Source organism: Methylomonas sp. Kb3 (assembly GCF_002834115.1).
Classification (GTDB): Bacteria; Pseudomonadota; Gammaproteobacteria; order Methylococcales; family Methylomonadaceae; genus Methylomonas; species Methylomonas defluvii.
Window position 1 is genome coordinate 251816 of record NZ_PIZT01000067.1, and the last position, 12432, is coordinate 264247.

11 protein-coding genes are annotated in these 12432 nt (G+C 54.7%); 1 reads left to right on the forward strand and 10 read right to left on the reverse strand.

Features of this window, described 5'->3' with window-relative positions; all coding sequences use genetic code 11:
- Position 1: 1 nt before the first annotated feature.
- A complete protein-coding gene (locus CWO84_RS18320) occupies positions 2-850 on the forward strand; it encodes a molybdenum storage protein subunit alpha (RefSeq protein ID WP_033157772.1) in 849 nt (282 codons plus the stop codon).
- A 174-nt stretch (positions 851-1024) separates the two neighbouring features.
- Here CWO84_RS18320 and CWO84_RS18325 read toward each other — a convergent pair whose 3' ends face one another.
- From CWO84_RS18325 to CWO84_RS18370, 10 genes are all read right to left on the reverse strand, one after another.
- Positions 1025-1426 (reverse strand): winged helix-turn-helix domain-containing protein, encoded by a 402-nt coding sequence (locus tag CWO84_RS18325; protein ID WP_225892919.1) that lies wholly within the window; start codon positions 1424-1426, stop codon positions 1025-1027.
- Between the two features lie 135 nt (positions 1427-1561).
- Complete coding sequence (locus tag CWO84_RS18330) at positions 1562-3217, reverse strand: ShlB/FhaC/HecB family hemolysin secretion/activation protein (protein ID WP_033157771.1); 1656 nt, start codon at positions 3215-3217, stop codon at positions 1562-1564.
- Positions 3214-4008, reverse strand: coding sequence for a hypothetical protein (locus CWO84_RS18335; RefSeq protein ID WP_101054419.1), 795 nt, complete (start codon positions 4006-4008; stop codon positions 3214-3216). Before CWO84_RS18335 ends, CWO84_RS18330 begins: the two co-directional genes overlap by 4 nt.
- An 11-nt stretch (positions 4009-4019) precedes the next feature.
- A complete protein-coding gene (locus CWO84_RS18340) occupies positions 4020-5894 on the reverse strand; it encodes a putative porin (protein WP_101054423.1) in 1875 nt (624 codons plus the stop codon).
- Between the two features lie 81 nt (positions 5895-5975).
- Positions 5976-6656: a TonB C-terminal domain-containing protein gene (locus CWO84_RS18345; RefSeq protein WP_033157769.1), complete on the reverse strand. Its 681-nt coding sequence runs from the start codon at positions 6654-6656 to the stop codon at positions 5976-5978.
- Between the two features lie 59 nt (positions 6657-6715).
- Positions 6716-7120, reverse strand: a complete 405-nt coding sequence (locus tag CWO84_RS18350; protein ID WP_033157768.1) for a biopolymer transporter ExbD — start codon at positions 7118-7120, stop codon at positions 6716-6718.
- 3 nt (positions 7121-7123) lie between these two features.
- Positions 7124-8908 (reverse strand): DUF2341 domain-containing protein, encoded by a 1785-nt coding sequence (locus CWO84_RS18355; protein ID WP_033157767.1) that lies wholly within the window; start codon positions 8906-8908, stop codon positions 7124-7126.
- A gap of 40 nt (positions 8909-8948) precedes the next feature.
- Complete coding sequence (locus CWO84_RS18360; protein WP_033157766.1) at positions 8949-9473, reverse strand: hypothetical protein; 525 nt, start codon at positions 9471-9473, stop codon at positions 8949-8951.
- Between the two features lie 19 nt (positions 9474-9492).
- Positions 9493-10545 (reverse strand): molybdopterin-binding oxidoreductase, encoded by a 1053-nt coding sequence (locus CWO84_RS18365; RefSeq protein ID WP_101054426.1) that lies wholly within the window; start codon positions 10543-10545, stop codon positions 9493-9495.
- Positions 10546-10788: 243 nt separating this feature from the next.
- Positions 10789-12414 carry a hypothetical protein gene (locus CWO84_RS18370; RefSeq protein WP_033157765.1) on the reverse strand — a complete coding sequence of 542 codons (1626 nt, stop codon included), beginning with the start codon at positions 12412-12414 and terminating at the stop codon, positions 10789-10791.
- Between the last annotated feature and the right edge of the window lie 18 nt (positions 12415-12432).

A 12432-nucleotide genomic window follows, 5' to 3' on the forward strand; every position in this document is an offset into this window, starting at 1 on the left:
CATGTCTGAAACCACAAATACTATCAAGCACGTTGCCTCGCCACTAGCGCGCCAAACCCTACAGGACAACGAGCTTACCCGCCCTGTTGCCGGTGTGCGCCCGATTCGGCTCTTGCCTTGGCTGCAAGTCGTTAAGATTGGCGGCCGCGCCATTATGGATCGCGGTGCAGATGCGATTCTGCCTATCGTTGACGAGCTTCGCAAACTATTGCCCGAGCACCGTCTGTTAATCCTGACTGGCGCGGGTATCCGTGCACGACACCTCTATAGCGTCGGCCTTGATCTGGGTCTCCCGGTTGGATCGTTAGCCCCACTCGCGGCAAGTGAGGCCGGCCAAAACGGTCATATTCTTGCGTCTTTACTGGCACCTGAGGGGGTTTCTTACGTAGAACACCCCACTATCGAAAGCCAACTTGCTATTCACCTTTCTGCGGCTCGTGCGGTCGTCGGCAGTGCCTTTCCACCGTATCATCATCACGAGTTTCCCATCTCGCGAATTCCGACGCATAGGGCTGATACCGGCGCATTCTTGCTCGCCGACGCGCTAGGGGCGGCTGGTCTCACCATCGTGGAAGACGTCGATGGCTTATACTCCGGCGATCCCAAAGGCCCCGACGGAGAAAAAGTGCAATTTGTTCGAGAGACAACTGTCGCCGATCTGGTATCGCATCAGGGCACGTTGCCGTTTGACAGAGCGCTTCTTGAGGTGATGGCAACCGCACGCCACCTTGAGCACGTGCAAATTGTGAATGGGCTAGTACCGGGTCGGCTCACCGCTGCTTTGCGAGGCGAACACGTTGGGACAATCATTCACACTAGTGCTCACTCAGCCCAGGCCTCGCCGGCGTGAAAGGGTAGTCGGAGCTTGAGGAGCCATGAGACGTAGCACGTTCTGAATTACCGCGCCCCTTATGGCTCAAAACCTACCTGTTTTTCAACCGGATTTATCGAACCCATTTTATCGATAACCCGCAATTAGGCAGTCATCCTTTCTTGTTCAATAACATCCTAAGATAGCGATTTATTAATCTACGTTGTTTTCAGTTGTCTGCTTCGACATTAATCCTGAAAAAATAGGTAAATATGCCTGGGCAGCGTGGTTTACAGCGGTGACCATTTTAGTGTAGTGATCCAATACTTGGTGCCCCAAAGGTGTTAGCATCGTGCCACCACCATGCTTCCCCCCCCTGGCAGCCTGAACCAGCGGCTCCGAGAAACTCCGATTCATCACGTCCACAAGCATCCAGGCTCGCCGGTAACTCATATTCATGGATTTACCTGCCGCAGCGATAGAACCAGTCTTCTGAATCGCCTCCAGCAACTCGGCTTTGCCTGGCCCCATGGCAATTTCATCGAAATGTAGCAAACGCAGAGTTATTTTTAGGTGGGGAAGCGAGGCGTCCGATTCTATCTCTGTAGATTTCATACCTTTTCAACGAACGGTGACAACGATGACTAATCATAATACATCGTAGGACGCGCTAAATCGAAATTCTATCCAGTGCATTTTATTCTGCGAGTCGACAGAGGCGCTTAGGATTACGATTCTAGATATCAGTTTCTAGAACTCATAAACAAGCCTAAAATCAATCCGCTGATGGCCGGGTTCGATACTACCATGCCGGTAAAATGGATAGCTCCAGTCCAATTCACCAAGTAAATGTTTGAACCACTGCGTACGCAGACCGATGCCGGTTGCAGCCAGGTGCGCGGAGGCCGGAGTCGGCGCGATGGGATTATCGGTCCAGATATTGGCCCAATCAAAGAAAGTCAGCAGGCGCAGATTTTGGCTGTCTTCCCAGACAGTCGGCAATAAGTGCGGTGTTTGCAATTCCAGTGACAGATTTACGCCGTGATCACCCAGCAACTCGGTTTGATGGTAGCCACGCACACTAAGTGGGCCGCCCGCCGAGAACTGTTCGTTGCTGATCAAGGCCGACATGCTGGCCTGGCCGCCGGCTCGGGCTAACAGTCGAAAATCCAGCGGCAAACGCTGCTGGTGCTTCAGGTCGCCAGTTAAATAAAGAAAATTCGGTTCGGCATCGAGACGCTTGTTGGCAAACTGCTGCGCGTCGTTGCCCAGGCCACGCACCGAGAAATGCGCGGCGAGACTCAAGGCAGTGACGCTGCCTTCGTGGCGCAGACTGCCGTCATAGCCGGTCATGAACGAGGCATAGCTTATCGGCGCACTTTCGGTCAGACTGGCTATCTGCTGATCAAAGCTTTTGTAATCAAAGCCAAAACTCAGGCTATGCAGAATATTCTCGGATGAACCCGGCAGAGGCTTGACCAGCCTGGCGCCGTAAATCGAGCCGGCGCCGACCACGGACAGGCCGCCGACGCTGACGCCGAGCTGGGTATTGGAACTGATGCCGATGCCGTATAAAGCCAGACGAGTATCGGCCCAACCGGTCGGCAGCACGTAGGTGCCGGACCAGACCAGGACTTCGTCGCTGATTTCCGGCGACACTTGATATTGCATGGACACGCTATGAAACTTCTGCCACAGGTTGTCGTAACGCAGGGAACCTAACAATCGGGTGTAGCTGGTATGTTCGGAGTTACGGCTGTTCATTTCCAGATTGCCGTGCAATGGCAGCTCGTCCTTGACCTTTAACTCCACTTCCATTTTGCCCGGCGTCGAGCCGGCCCGGAAAACTGGTGTCACGTTACGATCAACCGATTGCTGCGCCAGGGTATTCATCTGTTCCTGAACCTTGGGCATGTGCGGCACTTGACCCTCGGCCAGGGCCGGTAGGCTGTCGCGGATCTTGCCCAGCGCGTAATAGCGCGAACCGCTGATGTGCAAAATCTCGATAGTGCCTTCCACCACGCTCAAGCGCACGGCCCCTCCTTCCACATTTTGTTCCGGGATTGCCACCACCACGCTCGGATAGCCGGCGTTGCGGTAGGCTTCTTCCAAGGAGGCCCGAGCTTTCTCTACGTCCTCGACAGTTTTGTCCGGCCCAAGATGCGGATACACTGCCCGTTCCAAGGCTTCGTCATCCAACACGCTGTTGCCTTCGATCTGGTAATCCAGCACGTCGAAACGCGGTTGTTGCTCGCCTGACCTTTGCGCCGCTGTTTCAGCCGAACCACCCGAATTTGCCGAATTTTGAGGTTGCGCGGCAGGATTTTGCACCACATCCGCAGCATGGACGACAGCTGTTCCGGTCAAGACCAGGCTTATCGCGGTCAGTAACGCTTCGCGTCTCAATTTGCGACCCCCGAGGCGTTCCGGTTTGCAGGGCTCTGGTCATCTTGAATTCCTCCAGCGTCCGGCACTAGTGTCGACGGCTCGACAGGCTCAGCCCCGCCATTCGCGCGAGTGTTGGACATAACGACAGGCTGAGTCGCTTCAAACGGGGTGATCTTCAACTGCTGCAATTTATAGCGATACTCTTCCGCTACCGTTTCGGTTTGCACCTGACCGATACCGGTCAAGGGGTCCAGCTCGGCCAACTGTTGCAGCAGGCTTTTGTCCTTATATTGCTTCAATACCTCCAGATTGATAGTGCGTAGCTGTTGATTGACACCCGTGCATTGCTCTATCCACTGTTCACGCTCTTTCACGGCTTGCACTAACAATCTGTTGTCTTCGCGAATGTCGCGGGCCTTGCCGACCACTTCGTTATGCTTTTGCAGCAAAGCCTGTTCGCGTTGGCGTTGTTGGCCCAATTGCGCTTCAAGATTGCTGCGCACCGTTTCCAGGCCGGATTTATAGCGTTCCACTTCGGCTTGCAAGGCTTGCAATCTGCTGACCGCTGCTTCCAGGTTTTTCAGTTTGGTATCCAGCGCGGCTTTCTCGGCGAGCCAAGCGGTTTTTTCGGCCTCCAGCGCATATTTTTCTTGGCTGAGTTGGCGAATCATGCCTTGGGCTTTTTTGATGGCTTCGCCACCTGGCGTTACGGGTTTAGGCTCCGTTCGACCGCTTTCAATACCCGCCAACATCATTACCAGTATCAAGCACGGCAAATAAATCAAGGTCGGCGTTTTTTGCTTGATCATGACTTATCTCCTTAGAACCGTGCATTCAGATCGACATTTAAAGTGTCGATACTGTATTTCGGTCCGTCGATGGCGTCCGAACTTAACCAGCGTAGATTCAGCCAAGTATTCCGCGCCAAACCGTATTGCACGCCGGCCACCCAACCCTTGGCGTTGGTACCGCCAAGGTGGAAAATAGAATCGGTAAACGCATCCAGCACCGCATCGCGTTGCACATAACGATAGGCCATATTGACACTCCAATCGCCCCAGCGCCTGACTTCCGGCTGGCCGACATCCACGCGGAGTTGATACGCCGTAGTGTGCGGTTTGTTGTCCGTGTAGTTGACGATGCCGTTCAGAAACTCGGCGGCTATCCGTTGTTTATCGAATCCCAGATTCCTGGCGTAATCGGCTGTCAACAACACGTGCACAGGGTCGAAGCCGGCATAATCGAACATCGCAGTGGCATTGAACACTTTGAATTCAGAAGCTAAGCCAAACAAACAGCCCACCGTATCGTCGCATGTGCCGTTCAAGGTATTGAAATCGGTGATAGCCACCATGGAGTTGCCTTTTTGCACAAACTGCGGTGCAGTCCAATCGTAAGTATGACTACCAAGCGGATTGGGACGGGCGTTGACGTTCTGGAATTCGTAATAGGACACCGCCAGATTCAAGCGCGAATCGTTGAATACCAACCAGTCCGCACCAACCTGACCGGCGTATAGCCATTTGTCGTTGACCGAGACATCAATGTCCTGCAACGGAAATACTCCCAACGTTAAAAACAGGGCGTCCGGCGTTTGCTGACCCTGGTTGATGCCGAAACGCGCTGTCGGGTTCGGCGCTTTGTAGCCGGCCAACTTATTGGCTCCGCGATTAAACGGCAAACGAAAACTGCCGGCCACCCCTTCGAAACTCAAGTCGGGATCGAAAACTATGTCGGTGGAGACAAATGGATTGATGATGCGCCCGGCGTACAGGCTAAACCAGTTGGTTTTGCGCGCGTCCAGGAAATCGTATTGCAGATAGGCGCGGTCGATAGCAAACTGATAGGACTGCCCGGTGTTGCCCAGAGTCTGATCATTGGATACCGGGTTGTTGATATTGCTGGTCGCAAAGCGGATGCCAGCTTTCAAGCCATCGGCAATATTGGCTTCAAATCCCAATCTAAACCGCTCGCGCAAGCGCAGGCGATCTTTTTGGGTATTTAGAATCGCTTCGTTGGGGTTTAAAGCGACCTGCCGGTTCAGGCCACCTTGCGGGGTATTGCCGGCTCTGTTAATAGACAACCAGTTATACGGGCCGAAGAAGTTACCGTTGGTATCGATTCCGACATTGTCGACGCCACCTTCGTTGGCCTTGCCATAAAAATCGTCGGCAAAACGGATGCGCATGTCAAAGCTGGGATGAATCGCCGCCACCCATTCCGGCAACGCGCCGGGAATACCCCAACCTTCGGTTTTAGCGTCCTGCTTGACGTCTTGCAACACGTCCGCGTTCAGTTCGGCGCGGACCTGGTCGCGGATTTCTTTTTTCACAAACTCCGGCACATAGCCGACATGCTTGATTTTGCCGGCTTTTCCCTTGATCATCTCAGCAGGCATCTCCACATCTGCTGCCGGCATGCTTTCAGCTGGCTGTTCGCCATGACTTAGCGTTTTGCCGTTTTTGGCTTGGACCGCGTTGACTTTGGCCGCTTCAGCCGCTTCCTGTTCGGCGGCACTAACCAGACCTTGCCCCTCCTCTTTGTTGATCACGCCCCGCTGCACCAACAAATCGACCAGATTGACCAATGTCGATTTCTTAACCGAAATCGTCTCATCGGCAGCTTGCGTGGCGCGAGTCATCACCGTAAGGCTGCCGAACAGCAGAACAACCAGGGATTTAGTTGGGATATTCATCGTGGTTTATTCGTTTATAAAGTGTCTTGAAATTTGCCGAAATTAAGCAAGGTTCTCGCAATGACGCAAAACCCTGCGCCTCTAAACCCTGGAGTTGAGTCTGATCCGAATCGGCTGCGGCATGTTTTCCGGCGGCGGCCTACCGATGCTCGCGCGCAGGCGCGGCAAGACGGCGCGAATTGCCAGGTCGACATCTGTCTTGCCGCTACCTCCGGACAGTTCGCTGCGGCTAATCCCGCCATCCGCACCGACCCAAACCTCCAAAATCACGCTATAACCGGCTCGGCTGGCGGCCGTGTCGGCCAACAAATCCTGTAAGCCATTCTCCACTTGGCGTTGAATCTGCCCGCCATACCAGAGGATGGCATTGCCACCACCCCCGTCTCCGCCCAAGATAGAGCGTCCGCCTTTGTGCGCGGCCAAGCCAAAGCCGTCGCTGCCGGCCGTGCCGTCGGCGTCCAGCCCCAGCTCTTCCGCGGACGGGGTCTGGTCCGATTCAGGCTCCGGCGAAGGCTCCGGTTCTGGTGCGGGCTCAGGGACATCAAGCACTTCTTCCTTTACCTCCTCCGTCTGCGCAGGCTGTTGCTCTGGCGGCAAAGGTGCCGGCGGTTGAATCATGGTAATTTGCTGCATCACCTTTTTGGTTTGCGGTGGTTTACGAAATTTATCCTGCAGCAGCCAAACCGCTAGCAATATCAGCAGGCTCAAACCCATTCCCAGCAACACCGGCAGTCGGCGTAGCCATGCGTATTTGTTATTCATAAATCTTTGATAGTTCTGTTGCCGCTACGAGATGTTCCGCCTGAGCAAGTACCGCCGCCCTACTTCACCAACTTCTGCGTCACCAAGCCCAACTGATTGATCTGCAACCGGGTCACCACATCCAGCACTTCAATTACTTTTTGATATTGCACACTGGCATCGGCCTTCACAATGACCGGTAAATCCGGAATTGCGGCCTTGTATTGCGCCAGCCGGGTTTCCAGTTCCTGAAGCGATACCGGGTAAGTATCGAGATAGATGCTGCCGTCCGGGGTAATCGAGATGGCCTTGGTTTTAGGTTTGGACAAGGACGGCGTGCTGCTGGCCTTGGGTAGGTTGACGGTGATGCCCTGCACGGTAGCAGTGGTCATGATGATGAAAATCAGCAATAGCACATAGGCCACGTCCAACATCGGAGTGATGTTAATGTCGTCATATATCTTGCCTTCTTCTTCTAATCTCATGACTTACGCTCCCAGCGGTTGTTGGGCGGCGCGCATAGACAACACGGCCAGAAATTCGTCACTGAACACCCGCATGTTGGCCGTGATGTCCTTAATTTTGGTTAACAGGTAGTTGTAGGCAAACAAGGCGGGAATCGCCACGGCCAGACCGGCCACGGTGGCCAGCAGCGCGGCGGCGATACCGGGGGCGATGGCGTTGATGTTGACATCGCCGCTGGCGGCAATCGCCGCGAAGGTAATCATCACCCCCACCACTGTACCCAGCAAACCCAGGAAAGGGCCGCCAGCGATGGCAATGGTCAGCAGCACCATATTGCTATTCAGGCGCTGGCTTTCGGTAACGATTTGCGAATCCAGCTTTACTCGCAGATAGTCCCACGCTTCGCGGGTCACCACTTGGCCGTCGCCGCCTTGCAGCTTGTTCAATTCATGGATTGCCGTGTGATACAGGTGATACAAAGTCGAGCTTTGGAAGTGGTCATGTTTGCCGACCAAAGCCGTGAGCAAGTCGGAGTCTGCCAGTTCTTGGTCTTCGGCGGTTTCCTCCTGGTCCAGCGTGCTGAGTTTGTTGGGATCGAGCTGGCGATACTGGACTAGGAAGGCGCGGTTATCCTTGGCAATGCGGTTGATCACTAAGGTTTTGCTGACCATGACGATCACCGCTACCACCAGCATGATCAAGGTCAATCCGATCACCACCCAGCCGTCGACGGTGACGTTTTGCACGATGACCATGAAATGCCCGTCGCCGCTGCTGTTGGTTTCGTCCTGGCCGTAACTTAATACCGAGAAATCCGGGCTTTGGCTGCGAAAACTCAGTTTTAGCCAGTCGGCGCTGCGGGCTGTGGCGGCGATTTGCACTTCGTCGAGCAAACCGACCAGATTGCGGCCAATGGCGATAGCCGGGTTGACGGTAGTCAGCGTGATCGCGGCATTGCCGACCGGCATACCATCGACGTACAGTGCCAGTTTGTCAGCAATGGCGGTGACGGCGATGTGTTGCCATTTGCCCTGGGTTAGGTTGACCGGGGCGGTAGTCACAGCGCCGGCCGGGCCGGTCCAGCGCGCCGATAATGCGCTGCCTTTTATTACCAAGTCGATGCCATTGCCGCCTTCGCGGGCTTCCAATAGATTCGCGCCGTTCTGCGGCTGGTCGAGCTTTAGCCAGGTGGAAAAGGTCCAGCCTTTGTCTGGCGCGATGGCTAGCTGCGGCGCGGGATTGACCTGTAACGGGCCGGCACCGGTGAACTGGGCGGCGGCACCGATCCAGCCGGCGGGTTGAATCGTGGCTTTGGAATCGGCGGCATGGCTGGCGTAGGCGGTGGCGTCCTGCGGCAGGACTTCGCCGTCTTTAAAGTGATACACCAGGCCTTGAGCGACATCGTAGAGATTTTTAGGATCCGAAGCGTCCGGGGCGTTGGCGTTGCCGTAATACAACCAGAAGTCGTCGCTACTCACCCCGCCGCGCAATTGCAGCAACTTCACCCAGACCAGACCGATCTCGCTCAACACGTCGATTTGTTCGACGTCGTACACCAACGGGGTTTTGTCGTCTTTTAAAAATCGCAAATCACGGCCGTTTTCGGCCAGCTCGGCAAAGTAGCCGAAATTACCGGCGTGCAGCCGCACCAGTACCGGCACATCGCTCAGCGTCTCCTGAATATCGGCGCCGGTCGCTGCCGCATCCACCGCGACTTGGCGACGGGAATCCCAGTCATCATCCCACCAGGCTTGGCAGAGTGCTGGCAACAGGAGCAGGCATAAGCCCAGTTTTAAAGCATTACGCATAGGGGGATTCCTGGAAAGTTCGGCAACATTTTTCAAGACCTTATTGATGATGCGGACAGTGCATATCCATCGCATCGTGCCCATGGTCGTGCAGTTGCGCATCGAACCAGTCGTGAACGGCTTTGATCAATTGCGGGTCGCGGCTCTGGAAGGTCAGACTGGCGCCGGCGGCTTCCGCTGTATAGTCGATTTGCAGCAGACCGGGTTTGGCGCCGCGCATTCCGGCCAAGCCCGGCATATCGGCACCGTGGATAGACTCCGGCCCGGAAAAATCGCCCTGTTTAAAACTCGCTGCCAGTTGCTCAAGATGCTGCCTGATCAACCAGACTTGTTCCAGGTTTAAATCATCCCTGGCAATTACCCGCTGCATGCCGCCCGTTGCGGTTTTGCTGAATTGATGCTGGGTTTGCGCCAACGAGAACGGCATGACTTTAGCGCCGCGCTCGGCCACTTCCGTTTGTCGGTTGTTATCAGCGGCCGGCACCGGCTGGCTTAACAAGCCCATCACTAGAATAATCAACACCGCGCAGCACAACAGCTTGACATCCTCGTTGGATAATTTCATATGTCGACCGCCTCTATAGTTAAGACGGCTTACGGTGTCTACGAAGCCCAAATGCCAGCAAGCCGCTGAACATAAACAGAACACTGCCCGGTAACGGTACGGTGCTGACCACAGTTAAGCTTGTGAGATTGGAAACATAGCGTCCGCCCTTGGCTACATCGCCGGGTACTACCAATTCCGCAAAGCCTTTATTGCCCAAGGAATTGCCCGAACCATCGGCGTAAGCGACCAAGACCGAGATATTCCCAAAATTGGGGTTAAGCTCGCCCAGCGCAAATACCGCCTGATAACCGTCGCTACCGGTAGCGACAACATACTTGCCAAGAATGTCGTTTTTTACGCCAGGATTGGTCACGATGCCGGATAGATTCAGCAGATCCCATAAAGAAACGCCGGTAAACGACGATCCGGTTAATGGTGGCGTATTCACGTTAACGATCTTGGCAGGTAGCGCGGCAGCTAGGCTGGTGACATCGTAGCTAACGGCGCTGGCAACCTCACCGTTGACGGTGAATTGTCCAGACACGCCACCTACTGCAGGTGCGTAATCGATATGACCAACTTGCAGACTGTACAGATTCGATACCCATCGGCCCGCTTTGACATCATCCGGCGCCACAATGCGAGCAAAGCCAGTGCCGATTAGATTGGCCCCATTGAGTTTGTAAGCGATGATGTCGTTATGATTGCCGAACGCGGCATTCATTTCCGCCAGCGAAAATACCGCCTTGTAACCATCCGTGCCGCTAGCGACCACATAGTCGCGCAGGATGTCGTTTTTCGGCACCGTGGTATCAGTTTTCAGAAAGCTACCGAGAAAGGCACTCAGGGACACGCCGGTGTAGACATCGCCGTTGCTCAATGTCACGGTTTTTTGCGCGCCGGAGTGAGTGGCTGCGTAATTTTCCAAAGCCGCCAGATCGAAGCTGGCGGGACTTCCCGGATTGAGAAAGCCGCCTAGACCAAACTGACTGGAAGTAACAGCGGCCCAAGTCGGCTGTGTCAATGCCGACAAACAGAAAGTCAGACCAAAAATCAGCCAATGACGAGCGGAAATTTTGCGTTGATACATGCGTATTGCCTTGTGTAGGAATGACAACGTGCCGATTAGGCATAAGAAAACCTGGGCATCGGCGAATGAAGGTGCACATCCCTGTGCCGTCCAAGCCTATTCAGTCCTTTTGAAAATCAACTTGAATATCCTGATTTGTTAACGCTATCGTGTTTGGGTTGGGGAAAATCTTAACCATCCATCGCACTGATAGGCGGAGATACCGCAGCCAACTTCCGATTTGGCTGCGGCGTGGAATTATCTTTACCGCAGTTCGACGGTGCCATAATTTGGGTTGACTACAGGTATCGCGCAAGCATCGGGCGTACCAAATAGAGAACGTGTGAATGGCGTAACCGGATTAGCGGGATTCCAAGTATCGGGCGGTGTATGCCCGTTGGCGCTCAATGCTATGTAACCTGCTTGGCCCCAACTATGATTGCTCAAGGTGCCGTTGCGAGACGCAATCGTGCTGGGCAGGCTGCTGTAAGCAACCAAGGCATTTAGTGCGCTATCCTGGTTGCCACTGACACTGTTTTTCCAGGAAATCGCGTATTCGCCAACCAGCGGGTAATGGCCTAAGAAGACCTGCTCACCAGTAGGCAGCGCACCGTTAATTTTGATAAAGCGATAGTTGGCACTGCGGCTGGCATTACGCTCGGTAGTTTGTATACTAATCGCCCATTGGTTGCCGTGCGGAACACTGGTAGCCGGCGGATTGGGAAACGGCGCCGGATTGGTGGTGCCGAACCAGCCGTTGGTACCGTCGTTATAGTCACCCAGACATTTTTCTACCGCGCCTAAACTAGTGGCGTATTGCACATCGGCAAACCCGCCCGGTTGGGCCAAACTGGGCGAAGATGTGCCCAGGCAAGGGCTTTGCATCACGCTGGCCAACAAGGCCACCTGCTGACCGGCGCCGTTTTCACGGCGGCAAATATGCACGGTGGTATCCAACGGGTCGGACAAACCTGGCACCGCAGCTACTACGCCGTCGTGAACGATTTCTGGCAGAGTTTTATCTACACCGCCGACTTTCACTTTAAATGTGCTCCAGTCAGCAATCTGCCCGCTAAACAAGCTGACCAGCGATTCCTTGGACAAATTCGGTACGCAAGCGGGCGTTTCATTACCTACCGTACAACTGCCTGGCAAGGAGCCGTTCTGGATTTGCGCGTATTGCAATGCATTACGCAGCTTCAGCGTTACCGGAGTACCGATGATATGCCCGCCCAACGCATATTTGTTGTCGAGTGTTGCGGCATCTATATCCGCTTTGCCAGGCGTTACGTTATCGACACCGTGAAACACATCCGGCGTCACGTCCGACGTCGCTGCAGTCGCCGCTATGCCAGGGGTGGCAGTGGTGCAGGAATAGTTCCATTGAAAAGTCGCTCCCCCGGACGCATAGGAACCGTTGAAAGCGCTGCACACCGCCGTGGTGGGATCTTTCAGATAGGTCAGCAAGGTGCCGTTAGCCACCGCATCCAAACCAACAAATGACGCACCCAGCCGCCGCCGGGAGATCCACAACCTGGTGGTATGGTGCGCACCAGTCCCGCCGGTCAAACCGGGTATCTTGGTGTCGTCGGTATTACAATAGATCGCAGAGTAGTTGTCGTTGACGGCGGCCGACGCGGCGCCGGCGGTATGGAAATAGACATGCGTGGTGGTACCCGCGCCGGTGGTGGTTGGATTGTCCAAACACAAGGCATTGGTCGGCGTGGTACTGTTGATCATAAAGCCGAAAGCCGGATCGTTCGATTGGGAACCGGGAATGTACAAACTCAGTTGCGGGGCGCCGTCCGCCGGGGTCAGCGCCCAGACATCGCCTATAGCAGCTATCATCAAGCCGGCCGCAACAAGCTTGCGGGATAAGGAAGAAAACATAATCTGCTCCAATAGAAA